At 35.7% G+C, this 22,522-nt stretch carries 20 protein-coding genes and 2 pseudogenes; 3 read left to right on the forward strand and 19 right to left on the reverse strand.

Translation table 11 applies throughout. From position 1 onward, the window contains the following. Positions 1-15: 15 nt before the first annotated feature. Positions 16-1,269, reverse strand: a complete 1,254-nt coding sequence (kynU, locus tag F981_RS11365; RefSeq protein ID WP_004721647.1) for a kynureninase — start codon at positions 1,267-1,269, stop codon at positions 16-18. Positions 1,270-1,412: 143 nt separating this feature from the next. On the opposite strand from kynU, the gene gigD reads away from it, so the two are divergent. Continuing rightward, positions 1,413-1,865, forward strand: a complete 453-nt coding sequence (gigD, locus tag F981_RS11370; protein ID WP_004721649.1) for an Lrp/AsnC family transcriptional regulator GigD — start codon at positions 1,413-1,415, stop codon at positions 1,863-1,865. A 387-nt stretch (positions 1,866-2,252) separates the two neighbouring features. Here gigD and F981_RS11375 read toward each other — a convergent pair whose 3' ends face one another. The 11 genes from F981_RS11375 to moaA form a co-directional block, all read right to left on the reverse strand. Beyond that, on the reverse strand, positions 2,253-2,876 hold the full coding sequence (locus F981_RS11375; protein WP_004721651.1) for a molybdenum ABC transporter ATP-binding protein: 624 nt from the start codon (positions 2,874-2,876) through the stop codon (positions 2,253-2,255). 4 nt (positions 2,877-2,880) lie between these two features. Continuing rightward, on the reverse strand, positions 2,881-3,570 hold the full coding sequence (gene modB / locus F981_RS11380; protein WP_004721653.1) for a molybdate ABC transporter permease subunit: 690 nt from the start codon (positions 3,568-3,570) through the stop codon (positions 2,881-2,883). A 9-nt stretch (positions 3,571-3,579) separates the two neighbouring features. Continuing rightward, positions 3,580-4,323 carry a molybdate ABC transporter substrate-binding protein gene (modA, locus tag F981_RS11385; protein WP_004721655.1) on the reverse strand — a complete coding sequence of 248 codons (744 nt, stop codon included), beginning with the start codon at positions 4,321-4,323 and terminating at the stop codon, positions 3,580-3,582. Between the two features lie 41 nt (positions 4,324-4,364). Further along, the gene (gene fdhD, locus F981_RS11390) at positions 4,365-5,153 is read right to left on the reverse strand and encodes a formate dehydrogenase accessory sulfurtransferase FdhD (RefSeq protein WP_004721657.1); all 789 of its coding nucleotides are present in this window, start codon (positions 5,151-5,153) and stop codon (positions 4,365-4,367) included. 81 nt (positions 5,154-5,234) lie between these two features. Next, positions 5,235-7,664: an FdhF/YdeP family oxidoreductase gene (locus F981_RS11395; protein WP_004721659.1), complete on the reverse strand. Its 2,430-nt coding sequence runs from the start codon at positions 7,662-7,664 to the stop codon at positions 5,235-5,237. 132 nt (positions 7,665-7,796) lie between these two features. Then, complete coding sequence (locus tag F981_RS11400) at positions 7,797-8,276, reverse strand: molybdenum cofactor biosynthesis protein MoaE (protein ID WP_004721660.1); 480 nt, start codon at positions 8,274-8,276, stop codon at positions 7,797-7,799. A gap of 1 nt (position 8,277) precedes the next feature. After that, complete coding sequence (locus F981_RS11405) at positions 8,278-8,529, reverse strand: MoaD/ThiS family protein (protein WP_004721662.1); 252 nt, start codon at positions 8,527-8,529, stop codon at positions 8,278-8,280. Between the two features lie 48 nt (positions 8,530-8,577). Then, positions 8,578-9,201 (reverse strand): NTP transferase domain-containing protein, encoded by a 624-nt coding sequence (locus tag F981_RS11410; RefSeq protein WP_035371556.1) that lies wholly within the window; start codon positions 9,199-9,201, stop codon positions 8,578-8,580. 34 nt (positions 9,202-9,235) lie between these two features. Then, positions 9,236-10,453 (reverse strand): molybdopterin molybdotransferase MoeA, encoded by a 1,218-nt coding sequence (locus tag F981_RS11415; protein ID WP_004721666.1) that lies wholly within the window; start codon positions 10,451-10,453, stop codon positions 9,236-9,238. Further along, on the reverse strand, positions 10,450-11,373 hold the full coding sequence (moaCB, locus tag F981_RS11420) for a bifunctional molybdenum cofactor biosynthesis protein MoaC/MoaB (RefSeq protein ID WP_004721668.1): 924 nt from the start codon (positions 11,371-11,373) through the stop codon (positions 10,450-10,452). Before moaCB ends, F981_RS11415 begins: the two co-directional genes overlap by 4 nt. A 96-nt stretch (positions 11,374-11,469) precedes the next feature. After that, a complete protein-coding gene (gene moaA, locus F981_RS11425) occupies positions 11,470-12,528 on the reverse strand; it encodes a GTP 3',8-cyclase MoaA (RefSeq protein WP_004721671.1) in 1,059 nt (352 codons plus the stop codon). 321 nt (positions 12,529-12,849) lie between these two features. Between moaA and F981_RS11430 the strand changes: the two are divergent. Continuing rightward, positions 12,850-13,380: pseudogene (locus F981_RS11430) on the forward strand (integrase core domain-containing protein); the annotation flags it as partial. Between the two features lie 177 nt (positions 13,381-13,557). On the opposite strand, the gene F981_RS11435 reads toward F981_RS11430, so the two are convergent. The 6 genes from F981_RS11435 to F981_RS11460 all read right to left on the reverse strand — a co-directional run bounded on the left by F981_RS11435 (position 13,558) and on the right by F981_RS11460 (position 20,648). After that, positions 13,558-14,565, reverse strand: coding sequence for an AraC family transcriptional regulator (locus F981_RS11435; RefSeq protein ID WP_004721674.1), 1,008 nt, complete (start codon positions 14,563-14,565; stop codon positions 13,558-13,560). 90 nt (positions 14,566-14,655) lie between these two features. Next, complete coding sequence (locus F981_RS11440; RefSeq protein ID WP_004721676.1) at positions 14,656-15,396, reverse strand: fimbrial biogenesis chaperone; 741 nt, start codon at positions 15,394-15,396, stop codon at positions 14,656-14,658. Beyond that, positions 15,396-16,685 (reverse strand): fimbrial protein, encoded by a 1,290-nt coding sequence (locus tag F981_RS11445; protein WP_004721678.1) that lies wholly within the window; start codon positions 16,683-16,685, stop codon positions 15,396-15,398. Before F981_RS11445 ends, F981_RS11440 begins: the two co-directional genes overlap by 1 nt. Beyond that, a complete protein-coding gene (locus F981_RS11450; protein WP_004721680.1) occupies positions 16,682-19,276 on the reverse strand; it encodes a fimbria/pilus outer membrane usher protein in 2,595 nt (864 codons plus the stop codon). Before F981_RS11450 ends, F981_RS11445 begins: the two co-directional genes overlap by 4 nt. 17 nt (positions 19,277-19,293) lie before the next feature. Beyond that, positions 19,294-19,980 carry a fimbrial biogenesis chaperone gene (locus tag F981_RS11455; RefSeq protein ID WP_228129025.1) on the reverse strand — a complete coding sequence of 229 codons (687 nt, stop codon included), beginning with the start codon at positions 19,978-19,980 and terminating at the stop codon, positions 19,294-19,296. Positions 19,981-20,105: 125 nt separating this feature from the next. After that, positions 20,106-20,648, reverse strand: a complete 543-nt coding sequence (locus F981_RS11460) for a fimbrial protein (protein WP_004721682.1) — start codon at positions 20,646-20,648, stop codon at positions 20,106-20,108. Positions 20,649-21,038: 390 nt separating this feature from the next. Between F981_RS11460 and F981_RS11465 the strand changes: the two genes are divergently transcribed. After that, on the forward strand, positions 21,039-21,413 hold the full coding sequence (locus F981_RS11465) for a DUF1090 family protein (RefSeq protein ID WP_004721683.1): 375 nt from the start codon (positions 21,039-21,041) through the stop codon (positions 21,411-21,413). A gap of 556 nt (positions 21,414-21,969) precedes the next feature. On the opposite strand, the pseudogene F981_RS24420 reads toward F981_RS11465, so the two are convergent. Then, positions 21,970-22,195: pseudogene (locus F981_RS24420) on the reverse strand (IS1595 family transposase); the annotation flags it as partial. Positions 22,196-22,522: the final 327 nt, after the last annotated feature.

Consider the following 22,522-nt stretch of genomic DNA (forward strand, 5'->3'; position numbering starts at 1 on the left):
ATAAAGCAACTTAGATTAAGTGACTTGCCCGCGAACTTGATATTCGCTGTTCTCCCATTCACCTAATATCATGACTTGCTTTAGGTGCTGTACAGCATCCCAAATATCAACAAAACTGAGATATAAAGGGGTGATTCCAAAACGCAATACTTCAGGCTCTCGATAATCACCTATTACCCCGCGCTTAATTAAAGCTTGGATAATCTCATAACCAAATTGATGTTTATAACTCACATGACTACCACGATGTTTATGAACAACTGGGGTAATCATTTCGAATCCAAAGTCAGTACATTCTTGCTCGACTAAAGCCATAAATAAATCTGTCAGCTTTAGCGATTTTGTTCGAATTTTCTCCATGCTGGTATTGAGGAAAATATCTAAACCACACTCAATGAGACTCATTGAAATAATACTTTGAGTGCCACATAAATAACGACGAATACCTACTGCTGGTTCATAGTTTTGAGCCATATCAAAAGGTTTGTTGTGCCCCCACCATCCAGATAAGGGTTGCCAGAACGTATTGTGATGCTTCGGATTAACCCAAAGTAAAGCTGGAGAGCCAGGGCCACCATTTAAATATTTATAAGTACATCCAATCGCAAAATCACTATCTGTCTGATTTAATTCAATCGGAACAGCACCAACAGAATGACAAAGGTCCCAAATAATCAAAGCACCTTGAGCATGAATTTTTTGGTTAATTTCGTTCATGTCATACAAATAGCCAGTACGATAATTCACATGTGAAAGCACCACCACAGCAACATCGTTTTGATTTAAGAGTACATTTAAGTCATTTTCGTTTTCAATTAATTCCAAACGATAGCCTTGATGAATAAGATCCAAAAATCCTTCAATGATATAGATATCCGTTGGAAAGGCATCCTTCTCAGCAATAATTACTTTACGTGAAGCATCCTTTTCTGCTTGAATTTTCACAGCTGAAGATAAGACCTTAAAAAGGTTTAATGTCGTTGAATCGGAAATAACCGTTTCACCAGCATTTACACCAATTAATTCAGCAACTTTATCTCCCAAACGCGTAGATAATCCCCACCAATCTGCGGTGTTCCAGCTATTAATCAGGTCATTGCCCCATTCTTGAGAAATAACGTGTTGTGCTAAATCTAATGATTTGGCGGGTCGAGCACCTAATGAATTACCATCAAGATAAATAACATTTGTTGGAAGTGAAAATTCGTTTTTAAATTGTGCTAGTGGGTCTTCTTTATCCCAAACTTGACATTGTTCACGTGTAATCATGTTTTCTCCTTATGGAAATCGTCCTTTATTTAGTTAAATATTATCATGATGAAAATATGATTTATTCGATAGTATCTAGTCATTTTCTTATATTTTGATATATAATTCTAATTAAATGGATTATATTTGAAGGATATCCCATCATGGATTTAGATGTTATTGATCTTAAAATTCTAAAACTGTTGCAAGAAGATGCACGCTTAAGCAATCAAGATCTGGCTGATCTTGTGCACTTATCTGCTTCTGCATGTCATCGTAGAGTAAAAATTTTGGAATCAAATGGAATTATTGAAAAATACCAAGCGAAAATAAATTATGCAAAATTGGGTATCAAAATAGAGGCAATGGTTGAAATCAAGTTGGCTCATCTTACAGATGAAGATCATCACACCTTTATGACTCAAATTAGGGATTTTGATGAAGTAATCAACGTTTATATTATTACTGGCGAATCCAACTATGTATTGTGGGTGGCAACAAAAGACCTAGATTCTTTTTCACAATTTATCATCAACAAACTCAATAAAATTAAAGGTATTATGAATATAAATTCGAAGATCGTTTTGAAAAAAGTGGTGCAAAAAAGTTTGATTTAAAATTTACTTAATTGTTGATCATAGCGACTATCTAGCAGAAAGGGTTCAGTAACGCCCTATCATATATGGTTTAGTTAAATACCTATTAAAACCATGAATCAAAGTAATTTTTAAATTTTTTAAAGAATATTCTAAGGTATGTAATTTTTAAACGACCAAAAGCCTCCGTCTAATGAGCTTGAGTATTTTTTTAAGGAGTTCCATTTACTCATTTAGAATATTGTGAACCTTTTTACGTATATTTTGTATTATTTTCTATCGTTTATTTTTTTAGCATGATGTTTGATCAGCTGAAACACCTAACTGGCTTCCATAGCATGCGACGTTATTTCTTCTAGTTCTAGAAAAAATATAAGATGAACTTTTCAAATTAAACCCAATCGACAATCATGATAAGTGCCAAATGGTATCTGTTAACAGTTTGACTTCCTCAATATCATGAGTCACATATAACATAGGAATTTTAATCTCATTCTTTATTTGTTGAAAGAATGGAATAATTTCAGCTTTATGCTCTGCATCCAATGCAGATAAAGGTTCATCTAATAGCAGAATATTCGGCGAATATAAAATCGCACGCCCCAATGCCACGCGTTGTTTTTCGCCTCCAGAGAGGTGTATTGGCATCCGATCAAGTAGATGGCTTAGCTTTAATAATTCAATGATATAGTCCAACTCAAATTGGCGTCGCTCAACATCAATTCGGTTATATCCAAACTTTAAATTTCCCATAACATTTTTATGTGGGAATAATTGGGCATCTTGAAAGACTAACCCCACACGGCGTTTTTGAGTGGGGATATTTATTTTTGTTTCATGATCAAACCAAGTATCTCGGTTCACTTTGATCCAGCCTTGTTGTGGCGTATGTAAGCCAGCTATCGCATTTAAAATGCTGGTTTTACCTGAACCAGAATGTCCAAATAATCCCACAACACTTTCATCAGACTTAAATTGCTGATTTAAATTAAATTTATTAAATTTCAGGGTTATTTTAAAATCGAAATGCATTACGTTAACTCTGTTTTTTCTTTTGATAGCGGTGAAACCACTGTGCAAACCATAATGCCAAAAATGCCACAGTCAATGAAATCATAATCAGACGTTGCAATGCATGATTCATATCAGGCTGTTGCATCAAACTATACATCGCAAGGGGTAAAGTTCTGGTTTCACCTTCAACATTTCCCACAAAAGTAATTGTTGCGCCAAACTCTCCTAAACTACGACAGAAACATAAGATTGCACCAATTAAAATACCGCTACTCGCTAAAGGCAAGGTCACATGCAGAAATGTTGAAAATGCAGATGCACCCAAAGTTTTTGCAGCCATTTCTAGCTTTTGATCAACAAGTTCAATCGCCAGACGAATCGATTGGACCAATAATGGAAATCCCATCACTGCCGAAGCCAAGACTGCACCTTTCCAATTAAATGCAAAATCTAGGCCGAACTCCGTTAAATATTTCCCTAAGAAGCCTCGATTACCAAAAACTTGTAAAAGTAAAAAACCTGGCACAACTGGCGGTAACACCAAAGGTAAAAAAATCAATGTTTCAAATAATGATTTTCCGAAAAAATCTTTACGTGCCAAAATCCAGCCAACGATAATGGCTGGAATCAAGCTAAAAATCAGACAAAAACCAGCAACTTTACAAGAGAGTTTTAAAACTTCAATTTCTGCTGGTGACAGTACATCAAACATAACCGATTTCTAATTGAGAACGCTAAAACCATATTTCTTAAATATGGTTTTAGCTTCATTGCTTTGTAAATATTGATAAAACTTAACAGTTTCAGGGGTCGGTTTTACCATCCCCATTGGGTAAACAATCGGTGTATGCGTGTTTAACGGAAACTCAGCAATAACCTTAACGTCTGGACTAATTGCAGCATCAGTTAAATAAACAATCCCCACATTACATTCCCCACGTGCCACAAAATTCAGTGCAACGCGAACATCTTCTGCTTGAACTAAACGCGGCTGAATTTTTTCCCACCACTGCAATGAGGTCAAAGCTTGCTTTGCATACTTTCCAACAGGAACACTTTTGGTATCGCCTGTACAAAGCTTGCCTTTAAATGCAGTAGTTGGGTCAAATGACGGGGTCATTTTGAATTGTATGTTTTGATTTTTCGGGCTAATCAATACCAAACGATTACCAAGTAAATTCTTTCTATTTTTAGGATTAATCAATTTTTTATCTTGTAAATAATTCATCCACTGCTCATCGGCAGAGATAAATAAATTGGCTGGCGCCCCTGCTTCAATCTGTTTTGCCAGTGTCGATGAACCTGCATAAGATGTTTTAATTTTTATATTATTTTTCTTTTCATATTTTTGATCTAGTTCTGCTAGAACATTGGTTAAACTGGCTGCAGCATAAACTGTGATTGTATCTTCTGCATAAGCATGGCCCATGGCAAGCAAACTTAAACTAAATAAAAATTTTTTCATCGACATCTTCCTTTGAATAACAAAAAATTGATCGCTAAGCATTACTGACTATAAAGGACGAAACCGTCACCCCGACAAAAGCTTGCCAATGTGAGACCTGAAGCTTGTGCCATCTCTATTGCCAGACTGGTAGGCGCAGAAATTGTTGCTAGTAATGCGATATTTAATACAACACACTTTCTAATCAGTTCATAACTTGCTCGACTGGTCATCACCACAAATCCTTTTGACAAATCAAAGTTCTCTGCTGAGATATGGCCCAGTAATTTATCTAGCGCATTATGTCGTCCAACATCTTCAAAAATAGCATGAATGATCCCCTCCACAACCCAAGCAGCAGCATGAGCTCCGCCAGTCACAGCGGTAATCTTTTGCTGGTTTTTTAATTGTTTGATTGCGTTAGGAATTTCTCTTAACCATTCTGATTGAATTGTAGAACTAATTTTTGGTAATGAAAATTGAAGTTGTTGAAGACTTTCTATACCACATAAACCACATCCTGTTCTACCAATCAGCATTCTGCGGTGTTGTTTTAATGCCATAAAAGCTTTTGATGAAATTTTCATCTCAACCTGTATACCAAAATTGTTGTGAATAATATCAAGCGAGTAAAGTTCTTTTAAACTTGCAATTATTCCTTCAGAAAGGCTAAATCCTTTTGCGAATTCAGCGATATCAGTTGGTGTAGCCATCATCACAGCATGAGATATACCGTTATAAACCAATGCGATAGGATATTCTTGAACAACCTGATCAAACTGAACATCTGTTTTATCTTGATCAAATCGTGTAATTTGAACTGACGCATAACCTGAAAATTGTGGTTCCAACTTGAGCTTTCCTTACAATTTAGGATAGCAACCATAGGTTACTATCCAATTTCACGTTTCCTGCAATAAACCAGTAAATAATTAAATCTCAACCTTTTTTTCTGCATTCTCAGGATCGACTTCAGTAAATAAATTGAAGTGCTCAGGTGCATCTCCAGCATGTAAAATAACAGGAACACTTTTTGAAGCTGGAATCTTGGCATATTGATCATGACTTGAAAGCGCAACCAGTGGATTGGTTTCAGGATAATAAGCGGCCAGACTTCCTGGTGGAATGTTATAGGGAACGATTCGGAAACTTTTCACGACTCTTTTTACCCCATCAGAGAATACACTTTCAATATCAACCCATTGATCAGCAACAAAACCGGCTTCATCAATATCTTGTTGATTTATAAATAATACACGGCGCTGGCCAAACACACCTCTATAGCGGTCATCAAGACCGTATAAGGTCGTATTGTACTGATCATGCGAACGAATCGTCATTAAAGTGTAGACTTTGCTCTTCGTATACTGGGCAGAAAATTGATTTTCTTGATCGTTATAGACTTGGGTTAATGGCGTAACGAGGAATTGTGCTTTACCCACGGGGGTATTCCAAACTTTAACATTGGCAGGATGAATAAGATGGAAACCACCTGGTTGATAAGCTCGCCCATTGAAATCTTTAAATTCCTCAAAAACCTCTTCAATAGAATCACGAATACGATCATAGTCCTCAACATACCAACGCCATTTAATTTTAGAGTCAGGTAACGTCGCTTCAGCCATTCGTGCAACAATATCAGGTTCAGAAAGCAAGTTCTTTGATGCAGGTTCATTGCGCCCAGCGGATAAATGAACATTACTCATTGAATCTTCAACTGAGATCGCCTGATTCCCTTTCAATTGTTTATCCAGCTCGGTACGACCTAGACATGGAAGAACCAAGGCGTCTTTACCACATACGAGATGGCTACGATTGAGTTTTGTTGCAATATTTACCACCAGTGAGCAGCGTTTTAGCGCTTCTTGAGTATATGGGGTGTCAGGTGTGGCAACTGCAAAATTCCCGCCTAAAGCAATAAAAACTTTAACATCGCCTTCATACATCGCTTTAATAGTTTCTACCACACCATAGCCATGTTTGCGTGGCGATTTAATGTTAAAAACACGATCAATATCATCCAGCATTTTTTCACTTGGTAATTCATTGATCCCCATGGTCCGATCACCCTGCACATTACTGTGCCCACGAACTGGACATAGACCTGCTCCAGGACGACCAATCTGTCCTTTCGCCAAAAGTAAATTAGCCAACATATGAACATTTGCAGTGCCATGTCTATGTTGTGTTATGCCCATTCCCCAACAAAAAATTGAACGCTCAGACTCACAAAACATTTTAGCAATTGATTCTAAGTTTTCTGGAGAGAGACCTGAATACTGATAAATATCACGCCATTCTGTTCGGTCAACTTCTTTTAACATTTCATCAAAGCCAACAGTATTCTCAGCAATATACTGCCGATCAAATACCCCCGTTTTACCTGCGAGTATTGCCTGTTTATCCCATTCATGAAGATGCTTCATCATACCTAACAGAAGCGCATAATCTCCGCCAATTTTCGGCTGAAAATAAAAGCGACTAATAGGCGTACTGCCATTCGTCATCATCTCAATTGCTGCTTGAGGATCCTGAAAACGCTCTAATCCACGTTCTTTGATTGGATTAATCGCAATAATATTTCCACCTCTACGCGATACTTCACGTAAAGTTCCTAACATTCGAGGGTGGTTGGTACCAGGATTATGCCCAAAGCTAAATACGGTATCCGCTTGATCAAAATCATCTAAAGTAACGGTACCCTTGCCAAGCCCAATTGAATCCTTCAAACCAATACTGGTGGTTTCATGACACATATTTGAACAATCAGGGAAGTTATTTGTTCCATAACTTCTGACAAATAACTGGTACAAGAAAGCCGCTTCATTGCTTGCCCGACCAGATGTATAAAATGCTGCCTGATCTGGATGATCCAAAGCTTGAAGATGTTGAGCGATAAGCTTAAATGCATCATCCCAAGAAATTGGGACATATTTATCTGTAGCCGCGTCATAACGTATTGGATCTGTGAGTCGCCCCAAATCTTCGAGGTAAAAATCATTTTGCTCAGCTAACCAACTCACCGTGTGATGCGCAAAAAATTCGGGAGTAACTCGTTTACAGGTTGCTTCGAATGCAACAGCTTTTGCACCATTTTCACAAAAGTTAAATGCGTGCGTATCTTTTTTTTCAGGCCATGCACAACCAGGACAGTCAAAACCTGTCGGCTGGTTAATATTCATTAATGTAATTGAGCCTTTGGCAAAGACTTCTTGCCTTTTTAAATTTCTAGCAACACTCAACAAAGCGCCCCAACCACCAGCTGGGTGCGTATAGGGTTCGATACGCGCGAAATTGGTATTCTCCTGAATATGGCGTTCTTGGCCTTCTGTTTCAGGTTTATTTTGTTCTAAATCGTTCATTTGAGTGCCCTCTTTAATGGCTTATCTGATTAAAAAAATCAGCTCAAGAAAAAATTCATTTACTTTGCATGGTAACTTTTCATAATATTTATTCATCATTCTTATAACTTTAGCTGCTTAATTTACAACGGCTTAATGAGAATGTGAATTCAAATGAAGATGTTTATGTGCAACATCATCATCTTTTCGGATACAACAGCCAGCGACATATTCACTAGAACCATCTGAGTAAAACTCTTCCTTCCAGACTGGAACTTCATGTTTTACACGTTCTACAGCCTCTTCACACGCCATAAAAGCTTCTCTTCGATGCGGCGCATAAGCCACTGCGATGATTGCTTTGCCTCCGATATCTAGAGCGCCAATTCTATGAATAACCTGAATATATGATACTGCATATTTGTTTTGTATTTCTTGCTCAATTGCACGAATCATTTTTTCAGCAATGGGCGTATAAGCAGTATACTTTAATGCCTTAACACTGCGACCTTCATGGTGATTTCGAACCGTTCCAATAAAAATTCCAATACCACCACACTCAGGAAAATCATCGATGGTTTTAAAATCATCTAAACTCAGATCCGTTTCCTTAATCCGAGATCCATTTGTCATGTTAGCCTCCTGCTACAGGGGATAATAAAACCAATGTACAATGGTTTGTTAATCGATGTCGACGGGGAATAATTTCTTCACCAATCGCACATGCGCATTTCTCTAAAAGACTAGAGCAATCAGGATATTGATCAGAAATTTGCTGCAAAATTTCTAAAACCATACTATTTTCAACACAAGAAAAATTTAAATTTTTAGGTAACAGCCTTTCAATTGCACCATAGGTTTCAATCTTAATTTGAATCTCTGCCATTTAACACCTTTACTTAAGCTTAACGCCACAATGAGTATTTAGGGTGAACTAACTTGATTTTGAATGACTGAATATATGTAATTCTTCACGGTATAGTCTTAACTCCTGTTCTGAATTAATGCTATGAAAACTTATAGGGTTTTCATATTTAACGACCTTTGGATTCAAATCATCAAAGCATTTTCGAATACTTAATTGTTCATTAGCCAAATGCTTTTCGAGCGTAGCTAAGCTGTCTCTTTTTAACAAACAAAATGGGTAAAGGTTTTGTTCGTTTATAGAGATAAATACAGCTTGAGAATTTTCTGCATCCAATAAAGCTTGATGCATTTTTGATAAGACATCTTTAGGGATAAAAGTAATATCGCAGGGAATGAACAGAATATAATCTGTAGTTACATGTGCCCATGCGCTTTTCATTCCCATTAATGGCCCTAAAAATCCCGCCTGATCATCTGAAAAACAGGCTATTTCAGCGATGATCTCCTTATAAACAATACAGTCCTGATGACTATTCGCCCAAATTTTCGCAACCTCATCACAAAATTGATGGTAGATTTTAAGCAGTTGCATTTCATGATCAAACTGCTGCAAAAGTTTGTTTTTACCTTGCATCCGTCTAGCTTGACCACCAGCTAAAATGACTAAGTCAGTATTTGGATATTGAGACATTTTATTGTTACCCAAGCGTATCAGACTCAAAATACTAAAGACGAATGAACTCAATGAATTTGGGGCAATTTTCAGCATTGTTAAACACTGGAATTCGACCAATGACATTCGCTTCACTTAAATTACTTAGCATATGCGATTGCTGTTTTTTGAGTTTTGAAACACTAAGTTGCCCTTGCTCATCAACATTCAGTTTCATACGCAACAGTTGTTCTCGAGTATCACCCTTTACAGCTTCGCTTAAGCTTGCCTTCTCCCATTCTGGTTTTGCTTCTTTTAAACCTTGCATTGCTTTAAGCAAAGTGAATACATGGATTTCTAAACAAACAAATACTGCTGCTGGATTACCCGGCAACCCTAATAAATAGGAAGACTGGTTTGGTTTTTTATATTCAGCAAAATAAATCGGTTTGCCTGGTTTCTGAGCAACTTGCCAAAAAATTTCATTTGCCCCCAATGCAAGAGAAACAGGGCGAATCAAATCATAATCTCCAACTGAAACGCCACCAGTCGTGATAACTAAATCGTAATGATCTAAGGCATTTGCTAAAGCCTTTTTCAGGACAGTTTCGTCATCTATCACATGTTCTAAATGGATCGAGTAAAAACCTCTTTCCTTCAACCATGTCAAAACCATTGGCGAATTCGCATCAAAAACCTGAGCGCTATTATCAAGGCTTTTGCTGACTTCATCCCCTGTAATCAATACAGCAATACGAGGATGGTTAAAAACACTGACCTCTTTTACCCCTGCCATACTTAGTGATGCAACTAAGCCACTTTTTAGATATTGGCCCTGCTTTGCCAATATTGTCCCAATGGATAATTCTTCTCCTTGATAACGAATATCTGTCCCTTTGTTAAGCGCTTGATTTAAGCTGATTCGGCTATCTAGTTTAGATACTATTTCTTGTCTGGCAACTGTATCAGCCGAATCTGGCAATTTACCGCCTGTAAAAATTCGAACACATTGTCCAGACTCGATCTGAACATATTCTTCAATACCTGCGCGTATTTCTCCAACCAATTCAAACACGGTAATACCGGCAAGAATATCTTCGCTTTTTAAGGCATAGCCATCTACTGCACTCTGAGTAAATAGAGGTAATGCAATCTCAGACAGGACATCATGTGCCAGATAATGTTGATGTGCTTCTACCAGTGGCAGAGTCTGAACCGCTAGCGGTTCAACTGTAGAATAAGCTGCCAATGCTTGATCTAAACTTATTAATCCTTGACCAGAACAACTCATTCATAACCTCCTGGATGTGGTAAGTCTCGACATACATCAAAGATATGCACCAAGGCAGGTAAAATCGCGGCCATTGATTCAGAAGCGCCACCACGACTTCCTGGTAACGTAATGACCAATGAACGGTCAATAAAACCAGCAACACCACGTGACATTGCAGCATAAGGTGTCCGTCTTTGACCAAAAGCACGTGCTGCTTCCATCAGGCCATTCAGTTCTCGTTCCAATAATGGTTCTATCGTATCAACAGTAATATCGCGTTTACCTATGCCTGTCCCACCCACCGTAATGATGCATCCATAAGATTGCACCAATTCTGAAATCAACTGTTTTAGCTGCAAAGGCTCATCTGCGATGATTTGATAGTGAATTGGATCAAATCCAGCCTCAGTTAAGGTTTCGACCACAGAACGTCCCGCAGTATCAGGTTTTTTGCCAGAAGCGACACTATCTGATAAAACAATGACTGCAGCTGATACAGCTTGTCGAAGATGACGTTTATAGTGCGATTTCCCGCCCTTTTTCAATTCAAGTTTGCAATGACCAATCATCAGTTCATCTGGTTCACAATGCGGTTTCAACATGTCATAAATCGTAAGCGCAGCCAGACTTGCGGCAGTTAAAGCCTCCATTTCAACACCAGTTGGCGCAATCGTTTCTACGGTTGCCGTAATCTTGACGCGATCTGTTAGTATTTCAAAATCGACATCAGCTCGATAAATAGGTAAAGGATGACAAAGCGGAATAAGCTCATCGGTACGTTTGGCTGCAAGAATCCCTGCGATTCGTGCTGTTTTTAGTGCATCGCCTTTTTCAGTATTACCCTCTGCTAATAATTGTAAACAATGCGGAGGCGCGAATAACTCTGAACTTGCAGTAGCAATACGATAACTCTCAGGCTTCATGCCTACATTTTTCATAAAAACCCCTGTCAATTTAAATAATATACAGCTTCACAATAAACGATTCATTTCAAATAAAAAAAAGCATATACAATTCTATCTCTATGTATAAAATCAACCGCCAATAGAATGCATACTAATCTTACGAATGGGTGCAGCTTGGTAAGCAATATAGCCTGCCTTTTTTTGCCAAACCGTATCCAAAATTGTTGCTATCAATTGTTTTCCCTGAGCTTTATCCAATAAATGTCGAATAGAAATACCTGTATTGGCAAACAAACATGTAAATAACTCACCCGTCGCGGTTAAACGCAAACGATCACAACTTTGACAAAAAGGCTTGCTGATGGTGGAAATAATACCCAGTTTAAAACGTTGATTGAGTGTATATATTGTGGCTGGGTCATTATTTCGCTCTAATTTATCGATGCGAAAATATGACGAAAGTATATTGATAATGTCATCCTCAACCACGACTTTCTCACGCTTCCAATGCTCAGGTTGATCCAATGGCATGTATTCAATAAATCGTAGTTCAAAGTCATTTCGATAAGCCCACTCAGTTAATGGCAATATTTCCTGATGATTCTCTCCATAGACCAAAACACAGTTGAGTTTAATTGGGATATTTGCAGCTTTTGCCGCCTCAATTCCTTTTAATACGGGTGTTAAGGTTTTTTGAGTCATTTTAAAAAAAGTGTCTGGATCAATACTGTCTAAACTTATATTTAGATCATCAAGCCCAGCTTGTTTTAGCTCAACTGCATATTTTTCTAAATAATAAGCATTCGTCGTCATTGAGACACGCTGTAAACCTAATGGTCTTAACTGATTGAGCGTATAAATAAAATTCACGAGCCCTTTTCGCATCAACGGCTCGCCACCCGTTAAGCGAATTTGAGTGATGCCAAGCTTAATCATCACTTCGCAAAATCTATAAAGTTCTTCAAAACTTAAAATATCCTGTTTAGCTAACCAGGTCGGATGATCAGGCATACAATAACTGCATTTAAAATTACATCGATCAGTCAACGAAATTCTTAGTTTTCTTTTGTGTCTTTGAAACTGATCAACTAATTTCGATTCAGGTAAATGTGCTGATAAAATAGATTCAAACTGGCTTTTTGTTTCAGAGCTTATGCTTACAGAGCTTTGTTTTGATACCTTCATCATTTTATTTCTCAGCACTTAAAAACAGTTTTGCTTCATTAAAGTTGCGTGGCAAAAATAGATAAACCAGTAATAACACCTAATCTAGGTACCTTACACCTTGCTCATTCAAAGCCTAATCAACCTTTTTTATTGAACTTTGTTGTAAAACCAGTCCGTATGGCCTTGTTCAGCAATATCATTCACAGATCAACAAACCCGTATCTAAAACCTATCATACAAGCCATTCATCTTCTACTGCCAAGCCTTGATAAATCGATGAAATCTCTCAATAGCTTTGTTCCAAAACGTGATCGTATACACAAGCCAAAGGCAAACATGAAAGAAATACACCATCCAGAATATCTTAGAGCACAAGATATCTTTTACATTGGCAATCACAAAGGTGTTGGTCGAATCTTTCAACAAACTTTCATCGACACCTACAGCAAAGTCGTTCGCAAGCTCTATACAACGAAAATACAGATTACAGCAGCAGATCTTTTTAAATGATCCTGTATACCATTTTATCAGTCACATGATCTACCAATGCTGCGTATCCTGACAGATAGGGTATTGGATATTGCGGTAAGGTTGAACAACATAATTATGAGCTATGTTTAGCCATCAATGATATTGATCACACAAAAACAAAACCAGCATTCCCACAAACGAATGGAATATGCGAGCGTTTCCATAAAGACGATCTTGCAAGAGTTTTATCAAATTACATTTAGGAAGAAGCTATATAGTACATTAGAGGAATTACAAGCTGCTCTAGACGTTTGGCAAAATTCTATAATACTGAACGAACATATCAGGAGAAAAATGTGCAGTGGTCACACACCACTAAAAACATTATTTGGAGGGAAGTGAATTTGGACTGAAAAGAATCTAGCTCAAATTTAACCTGACAGACACACTAAAAAAGGATAACTGTCAAATCGGGTTTGAGCGAGTACATGTAAATTTAACAGAAGTAATCTCTGGGCCATTTCTAATAAAACTTAATGAATTTACCAAAACAAATATAATTCTTTAACTTTACCTATTTCAAATAGCATCTTTATTAAAATCTTTTCTCCATTGTATTGGACTCATACCAAACCAAGTTTTAAATGCTCGGTTGAAAGAACTTTGTTCATTATAAGCGAGCAAAGCTGATATCTCATTAATGTTCAATGACCTGTCCTCAAGGTATTGTAATGCCAGTCCTTTTCTAACTTGGTTAAGACGTTGCTTAAATGTATAACCTTGTTTTTGTAATTTGTATTGAAAAATTCTCGTAGGAAGACCTACTTTTTTGGAAACATATTCAATATTGATATTACCTTGATGAATAGCTTTGATAATATTTTGTTGCACCAACTCATCAAATGAATTCACCTCTGGTAGCTCAGTCAACAAAATGTCTGCTTGCCTATTTAAAATATTTTTTAAAACAGGATCAGCCTTATTTATTGGCAACTCTAAATTACTTTTCGCAAAAAACATCCTTGTTCTATTTTTTGAAAACTCAACATTACAATCAAAATATTTTTCATAAGTACGTGGATTTTTGGGTCGATCGAATACAAACTCCACTTTGTTCAACTTCACAACATTGGGCGCTACAATGATGTTTACAATATTAAAAAATATAGCAATCATTGTCTCATCCGCTAACTTACCCGCTTTAAAGTTTGCATCAAACTCCCATGAAACAACAAGGCTTTCATCTTCAATAGAAACTTCCATTTGCATAAAGTCATAACAGAGCCTTTGATATTTAATAAAAAAAGGCAGTGCATCATATAAGCTTTCACATGATAAGCCGATGTATCCTAAAATACCTAAATGTGAAGGTTTTACATATCTAGCAATTTCTAATCCTAGAGATGGTCTATTATATTTTTCTTCAATTGCTTTCAACATTGCTAACCATTCAGTAAATGGAATTCGTTTGTATTCATGCAAATTGTTTGAAATTTTAGCGACATTTAAATTTTTTTTTAAAACAAAAAGCTCTAACAAATCAATTAAACCGCTCGTCACAGACTTCAAACTATAAATACGCTTCATCTTTAATTTCCCCTGTACATCTAAAAAAGATTAATCGCTAAGCATCAGATTTTATTAGAACATATAGAACTATACCAAGGTTCTATATCATTAGCTAAATGGGTTCAGATTTTTCTGAAAGTGAATTGCATTACCATCATCATCAAGAAAATTAAAGCTAAGTTTATATAAATTATCACTTTTATTAAGTTCACCAGCTATTTCATAACGTTTAGTTGAATACGGGTAGCACATCATGTCCATTTCTGATTGTATATATATTTTTTGAGAAGAACTTTCAATTTTTAAGTTGATCAATGAAGCATGATAAGGCGTGGGATTTTCACACTCGATATAATTTTTTTTATCTTGTTCAACGATTTTGAAATGTATTTTTTCTACAATCATTTCAGGCAACATTTTTGCGATCTGTTTAGGACGATAAAATAATTTAAGCTGAGTATTCATTGCTAAATTCATATACGCAGCTTGATCGCTATGGCGCTTAATCATTGGTATTTCATATAGATTTAACCAAAAAACAGTTTCTCTATCGTTTGGTAGAGCCTTGCCATTATATAAAATTCTAAGCCCGTGAATGTCATTTGATGCGAGTTTTACAAAAGGTGGTAATATTAGAAACGGCATATTATTAATATCAGGATCCCCTTCTCCTTGATCAACCCATGTTTGTAGAATAATAGGATAGTCATTAGTATTTGCTAACATTAGACTTTGTTCATGCTCACCGTCCTTAAAAACTACCCGTGTTTTAGCAGCCAATACCCCAGCTTGACATAGAAATGAATAAAACAAACAAATACATAATAGTGTAAATTTTGTTATTTTCATTACTGTACCTTAACTAATACATATGCTGTGGAATTAACTTTCCCAGCTTTAATTGGTTCAGTTCCAGGTAGTTTTTTTAAGATTGCGGTAAAATTATGTAGATAATGCGTATAGCCTGACTCTGTTGATGCCCCTGTTTGCGCTCCACTTAGTACAGGATACCAACCAGCTGCAGTACCCCCACCTGCTAAACCTGGCTGACCAACAAAATTCATATCTGTCCCAGTATTTGTGTTTTTTAAGAAAATTCCTACACCTTTTGCTGACTGTGCATCAGTATAATTATCTGAGAGTAAAGCAGTCACACCATTTTGGGCATTTACTAAACCTAATTGTTGTGCTGCTGCAAATGCACCATTTGAAGTCTGTATACCAATAGCAGTCTGATTACTTGCTGTACCTGAAGTAACTTGATTGGAACATTCAATAGATACATTAAAGTTCTCTTGTACAGATTGATTTGCACCAAGCGCTAGAGTATTAATCGTATTGAAAAAAACAATAGGAGTCGCATTTCGAGCAACACAAGTTGGCTGATTCGCAAGTGAGTTTCCAGAGCGCATTCCATAGCCTATCCCATTATTTACCCCCCAAAATCTATAATTTGTATTCGAATCTTCTCCAACATTATCACTGGTTAAACCCGGTCCTTTTAATTGAATATATGCATTAGGCTGTATACAGGTATATGAACCCACCGTGATTTGATTGTCTATACCAGTTCCACAATAAGCGCTACCTGAACCAGATTGAGGTGCTAAACGGCTAACTCTATAGAGTTCTGCATAAAGCGATGGGATATCTTGTAGTCTAATTCGTATTTTACTTCCGACAGTTTGGTAATTTTTGACTGGCAAGGATTTCCAATAGCGAGTTAAAACCACCCCATCCATTGTTTGTTTAAGACCAACATACTTATAGTAAGTTGCATATACATTGGGAAGCCCATCATACAGTCCACCCAAATCCCAATAGCCCCCTACTCGATCATCACCATTTGTAGCTACCAAGAATTGGATATTCGGTAAATCTGTAAGGTCACACTCCCAAAATACTGTCGAGGCATTCGCTCCACCATAGGTATAACTTGTTGGAGGGACAACAGCACTCCCCATTAAACTCCCAACAGGTTGTAAATATAAACTTGTTAAGTTTACTTTTCCAAACACAATAGGTGCAGTAGTACCATCAGTTGCTAGAAAGTTTCCCACTTTTGTACAGTTAGCATGGGCAAAGATAGATAAAAAGAATCCCAATAAAATTAATATTTTGAATTGTATGCGGATCATTTCAACTCTCCAGATTTACACGTTTCTTCCAGACGAATAATCGTTTGTTTAAGAAGTTCATCATTCAACTGATAATGAACATCACATTTCTGATCTGATTCTTCGCCCCATTTGACAGTTAGAACCCCTTGCTTTGCTGGAGTACGAACATACATTTGACCACTTTGCCCCACCATTCCAATCACATTATTTTGCGAATCAATTACATCAGCACCTAAAGGAACAAATTCATCAGCATCCAATTTTGCTTGGATGAGTAATGGATAACCCATTCTGGTTTTAAACTTTACTTTTACCGCTGCACCAGCATAGGGAACAATACGTTGATCATTTGTTTCAATCTCAACACGATCAGAAATGCCTTTTGGTTCTAATGAAATATTGTTATAGCGATAAGGTGTAATTGCAGGAATAAGTGCATAGCCTTGATGATTAATTCGTGTACCTTGACCATTGAAGAGTCGTGCACCTTCAGCGCCTTTGGCTTCAACTAAAGCAAAAGTTTCACCAAGGTATGGACCAAATGTGATCCCTCCAGAATGCACCGCTAATGCGCCTTGCAGATTAGTTGAAACTTGCCAGTAGTTATCACTCATTGAAGCATTTAGACCTAAATTACTATTGTCTAGACGTTTATTGAGATTTGTATTCCAAGTCGTCACTTGCATATTTCGATCATGGCTGAGACCTACTGCATAATTCAGTGATTGATCCTGAGTTAAAGAACCAGATAATGTACTTTGATAAAACTCTTTAGCGTTTTCAGCATGTGAGTAAGCTAAATCTAAATTCGGTAAATTTGCTTTTTTGTATCGTCCTAAAGGAAAGCTCAAGGAAAGATTCACTGAGGTATCTTGACGATTATCAAGTAGTTTTGAATCTATTTCATCAAATCTATTGTTGATGATATTGTCATAAGCATAACGTTGTCGCATTACAGCCAGATTGAGCGTCAAACCATTTTGAAATGCTTTGCCGTATCCAATTTGTGCCTGTACATCATTATCACGACCATCACGGTAGTTTTGTGCTGATCCTGATAAAAATAATATCCCATAATCACCAAGGCTTTGGTTCAACGTAATTTCAAAACGGGAGCGTTGTTGGTAAGTCGATGACTCCCAACGATAACCATGTTTATAAGAATTCCTCAGCCCAATAACATCGCCTAGATCTCTATATCCTTCAGTTGAATAACGATAGCCTGCTAAAGATACTGTCGTGTTGGTAGGCTGAAAAGTCTTACTATAGGTCAGGTTAGTCATCCAACCTGTTATTATATTTTCATCAGGTAAATTTGCTCTAGAGTAAGTTAAGTTAGCACCAAAAGCACCGATATGTGATGCATATGTTCCGCCTAAGAGGCCAGCTTGATAACCATCTGCTAAACGTAATCCTGAATTTAAAGTGACGCTATTACTTATTCCTCGTTGATAAGTAAGATTAGAGAAAAAAGTGTCCTCTCCAATATCACGAGTTTTCCCTACATCTAAGTTATAACGTGAAGCACCTAAACGTAGAGACTCAGGTACAGCTGAAAATGGAACACTAAACTGAGAAATCGTTCCATCAGCTTCTCTAACTTTAACGATTAAATCACCATTAAAATTTGTAGGATATAAATCAGAAATTTTAAACGCGCCTGGCGCTACTGTTGTCTGATAAATCTCCTTACCATTTTGCAATATAGAAACATTTGCATTGGTTTTAGCTATACCTTGAATCGTTGGTGCATAGCCTCGTAATGAATCAGGTAACATCCTTTCATCGGAACTAAGGCTCAATCCATTAAAACTTAACCCTGAGAAAAACTTTCCAGAACTATAGGTCTGCCCTAAAGTCAGTACACCTTGAATAGGTTCTATAGGGCGAGAAATATAACTACGAATATTGGTCCATTTTGTCCCTATTTCTGGACTATAATTAATATTAGACTGTTGACGATATTGCCATTTTCCAATGTTTACACCACCATTTAATGATACGTATGCAGCAGATTGAGTCTGCGAATGGTCGTGTAATTGATATGAAGTATGATAATAATTACCCAGATAATTGATAAAGCCAATACTTTCACCCGCATCCCATTGGGATGAATTAACATAACCCCGTGGAATATTATGCATATCATTTTGAGGGATACTAATATCAAGTCGAAGCTTTTCAAAATTAAAATCTATTGAGCTGGATTGAATATAATTTGATAAGAGAACACATTGATCTTGCTGTTTTTTAATATTTATCAAAATTTGCTCTGAAATTCCTAATTTTTCTATAGCAACTAAATCAAAACATGGAGAAATATTTTTTTGTTGGTCTTCTACAAACTTTAAATCCATACGTTCAATAATTTGCTTGTTAACAAAAACATCCACTTTGTAAAAGCCTGGCAATATATCTTCTTTTTCACTTAAACGTTCTAATAGCTTAATTTGATGATCAGATTGCCCACGGAATAATGCTTGATCAAATATATATTCACCATCGTTATTAACATGATCATTTGCATCGGCAGAATTATAACCACCAATCAAGTAACCTACTAAAAATATAGACAATAAGCTTCTACGGCCAAAATATTCAGCAAACATAATATTATACTCGCTTATTATTTATTCAGAGGAATCTCGTGGACGACTAAAGCACCATAATCATTAACAAGGGTAAGTTTAATTTTTGAATCTTTTAAACTATGCGTATTATTATTTATTACCCAATTAACTTTAGCTTTTGGAGCAATTAAGTCATTTTTTTTCACCACGATTTCGCTATTTCCAGCAACTAAACTTAATTCTTTAATATTCACATAATATTCAGATGAATTTTGAATGTTTAATTGCTTTTTTGTTCCATCATTTTCCAAGGCAAATTGAACTTTTTTATAAGCATCTGCTGTAGAACCTTTCAAATTTTTAGGACGGTAAAAAACCTTGACACGATTCTTAAATACAATCATTAAACGGCTACTATCGCTGTCTTGTTTTTTTAGTGCAGGAAACTCAGAAAAATTCAAATAAAACAGTGACTCAACATCCTTTGAGACGTTTTCCTCACCCGTAAATATTAAGCGTACAGTTTGTCCAGTATTTGGATTTATCCGAAAAATCTGTGGACTAACAACAAAGGGAGCTTTGCTTTTTTCAAGAGTAGAATCTTCATCCCCTTCATCTAGCCAAATTTGTACAAGGTTTGGATATTGATCTTTATTTTGTAAGTAAATCGTTTTTTCATTTTGGCCATCAGGAAAAATTACACGTGTTCCTGTAAGAACTACACCTGAGAAGGCAGCGGACATTATGGTTAAGCCACCAATCAAAATATGACTTTTTATAATATTGACGACGATCCACCTACTCATTTTTACCACTCCAACCAAAAAATTGATTGATCTGCTACTTAAGTAGCAGATCAGATAAAACCTTATTGATAGCTTAAGGTGTATTCAACAACTGAGGTCACAGCACCTTGTGTTGCACCACCAGCTTCAGAAATATAACGCGCACCAAAATCATGGCTGGCACTTGTTGCACCATTGAGTAATTTCAGACCTTCAACAGCTGTTGGCCCATTTAGAACAACTGAAGTTGTTCCAGCAGCCTCTTTAGTCAACTGAATCGCAACATTAGTAGCAGGATTAACTGTTGCTACATTGCTTAAATTGCCACTCGTAGTTACTGAGTGACCTAAAAATTTTGTTTTAATATCAAGATCTGAGCTAGGTGCAGTACATCCAGTGACATTAATCGTAAAAGGTGTCAAACCTGCTGTGGCACCAGAAGAAGTTAGCGTATTTGCTGATACCGTAGGTAGTAAAACCACGCCATTGGTTCCACCATTGATTGAAGCTTGGCAAGTTTGATCTGTAACTTCCCCTTGAAATGTTACTGTAGGCGCAGCATTTGCAACGCCTGTAACCATAATGCTCATAGTTGCTATTGCTAGAAAACGATTTACTAATTTCATAAATACACCTTTAAATGATAAATAAAACCAAATGAAACTATGAGGATAATAATCTTTAAGCGATAAACACTTCTTTACATTTCACACAAATTACTTATACATTTAAAACAAATTTTCTTAAAAATTTAAATATAAATTTACTATTTTAAAAAATTATTTATTGAATTCAATTAGATAAATTTACTCATAACTCACAAGGAAAAGAGTGATAAGTTTAACAAAAATAATAAAATACCCAATACAAGACAAATTATTGAATTTTAATAATGACTTAAAGAAATAAAATGAAATCAATCATATTTATCAAGTTTATTTATCAAATAACTTGATAAATAAATATTTTTCAAACTAAAATAAAAACAATCAAACGCTAAAAAGGAAATAACCTGAATGAATTTTTATAAATGTATTGCTACAGCCTCAATAATCTTCGTATCAATTAACACTTCAAATGCTCAAAATTTTCAATCATGCGAATCAAAACAACAAGAAATCGAAAGTAAATTAAAAATTGCAATACAACATAATAATACATACGAAATAAATGGTCTTAAAAAAGCACTAAAAGAAAATCAGATACATTGCAATAATGTGACATTAAAGCAAAAAACAGACACTAAAATCAAAGAAAAAGAAATTAAAATACAAAAACTTAAATCAGAAATACAACTAGAGCAAAAATCTGGAAATTTAAATAAGATTAAAAAGAAAGAACGTAAAATTGAAGCCTTAGAAAATGAAATAAAAACATTAAAATCTCAATAATTAAAAAGGGAAATTCAGTTCCTTTGAACTGAATTTCCAATATACCTTAAATATTTTCCTTATCTAAACTCATTTTTAAAGTAAAATATAAATATTCATAATCTTTACTTGTCGCTTCTTTCAATACTTTTTTAATTTGTCCATCATTCCAACCTTGATATTTAACTCTCGTTAAGAAGATAGAAATGAGAATAAATGCATGATCACCTTTCCTTAGATAAGTTCGATTATATTTTCGTTTAACCTTTGTGCTTGATTTTGACAAAACAATAATTACTTAAAAAAACTGGACGTTAAAGTTTAAAATTATTGATTATTATTTTCTTTACATCTTAAACATTTTGTTTATCATATAAAACAAAAATGCTAAATAATCAGAAAAATTCTATAAATATCTTACATTAAAACCATTAATCATACTACCATTTCAAATTAAGTAATCAATTGTTTAACTTCCAAACATAAATAAATATAGATGCTTTAATTTAGCGTAATTAATTGTTTTTAAAAAATATTGATCATCTAATAATAAAAACGGAGTCCTACTAGATGAGCTTTAAATTCCAGTCCATGATCTCAAAATTCTCAATAGTGGTTTTGGACTTCCGTAGTAAATCTTGCCCCCCTTTCCTTCAAAAATAAGGGAAATAATCTTTTTCGGTATATTATTATTTTCATACTAACCTTTGATTTTAATTCCAATAATTTTCGATTCCATAAAAATGATTTTGACCATTTGCAAAGTGCGTAGAATGATAAATTTTATGATGGCAGAACCCGCTATATCTAGAGAATTTTAACTACGCCATTAATCAGATCAGGTGTTATTTTATCTGTAATTACATAAGCATATAGTTCGTCTTGCTTCAAGTTGTCCTTTTAAATTTCGCACACCTTGTATATTTTTCTTAACTTCAGAGCGTAAAACAATAATCACTTTAGTTAAATAGAGATAACCCACCTCTTTTACGACATCCCCTATCTTCATCTTATCAATAGCACGAGCAGATCATGCCATTTTCTTTTTGTTGCTAATTTCCGCACTCATCTTCGGATTCCTTTTTGTGAATCAGCCTCAATTTGTTAAGATGGCGACCGAGAGAAACCAA

The organism is Acinetobacter guillouiae CIP 63.46, from assembly GCF_000368145.1.
Classification (GTDB): domain Bacteria; phylum Pseudomonadota; class Gammaproteobacteria; order Pseudomonadales; family Moraxellaceae; genus Acinetobacter; species Acinetobacter guillouiae.

Bases quoted from the DNA above. Each gene is read 5' to 3' on its own strand.
- kynU (WP_004721647.1), bottom strand. From the start codon at position 1,269: ATGATTACACGTGAACAATGTCAAGTTTGGGATAAAGAAGACCCACTA.
- gigD (WP_004721649.1), top strand. From the start codon at position 1,413: ATGGATTTAGATGTTATTGATCTTAAAATTCTAAAACTGTTGCAAGAA.
- F981_RS11375 (WP_004721651.1), bottom strand. From the start codon at position 2,876: ATGCATTTCGATTTTAAAATAACCCTGAAATTTAATAAATTTAATTTA.
- modB (WP_004721653.1), bottom strand. From the start codon at position 3,570: ATGTTTGATGTACTGTCACCAGCAGAAATTGAAGTTTTAAAACTCTCT.
- modA (WP_004721655.1), bottom strand. From the start codon at position 4,323: ATGAAAAAATTTTTATTTAGTTTAAGTTTGCTTGCCATGGGCCATGCT.
- F981_RS11395 (WP_004721659.1), bottom strand. From the start codon at position 7,664: ATGAACGATTTAGAACAAAATAAACCTGAAACAGAAGGCCAAGAACGC.
- F981_RS11400 (WP_004721660.1), bottom strand. From the start codon at position 8,276: ATGACAAATGGATCTCGGATTAAGGAAACGGATCTGAGTTTAGATGAT.
- F981_RS11405 (WP_004721662.1), bottom strand. From the start codon at position 8,529: ATGGCAGAGATTCAAATTAAGATTGAAACCTATGGTGCAATTGAAAGG.
- F981_RS11410 (WP_035371556.1), bottom strand. From the start codon at position 9,201: ATGTCTCAATATCCAAATACTGACTTAGTCATTTTAGCTGGTGGTCAA.
- F981_RS11415 (WP_004721666.1), bottom strand. From the start codon at position 10,453: ATGAGTTGTTCTGGTCAAGGATTAATAAGTTTAGATCAAGCATTGGCA.
- moaCB (WP_004721668.1), bottom strand. From the start codon at position 11,373: ATGAAAAATGTAGGCATGAAGCCTGAGAGTTATCGTATTGCTACTGCA.
- moaA (WP_004721671.1), bottom strand. From the start codon at position 12,528: ATGATGAAGGTATCAAAACAAAGCTCTGTAAGCATAAGCTCTGAAACA.
- F981_RS11435 (WP_004721674.1), bottom strand. From the start codon at position 14,565: ATGAAGCGTATTTATAGTTTGAAGTCTGTGACGAGCGGTTTAATTGAT.
- F981_RS11440 (WP_004721676.1), bottom strand. From the start codon at position 15,396: ATGAAAATAACAAAATTTACACTATTATGTATTTGTTTGTTTTATTCA.
- F981_RS11445 (WP_004721678.1), bottom strand. From the start codon at position 16,685: ATGATCCGCATACAATTCAAAATATTAATTTTATTGGGATTCTTTTTA.
- F981_RS11450 (WP_004721680.1), bottom strand. From the start codon at position 19,276: ATGTTTGCTGAATATTTTGGCCGTAGAAGCTTATTGTCTATATTTTTA.
- F981_RS11455 (WP_228129025.1), bottom strand. From the start codon at position 19,980: ATGTCCGCTGCCTTCTCAGGTGTAGTTCTTACAGGAACACGTGTAATT.
- F981_RS11460 (WP_004721682.1), bottom strand. From the start codon at position 20,648: ATGAAATTAGTAAATCGTTTTCTAGCAATAGCAACTATGAGCATTATG.
- F981_RS11465 (WP_004721683.1), top strand. From the start codon at position 21,039: ATGAATTTTTATAAATGTATTGCTACAGCCTCAATAATCTTCGTATCA.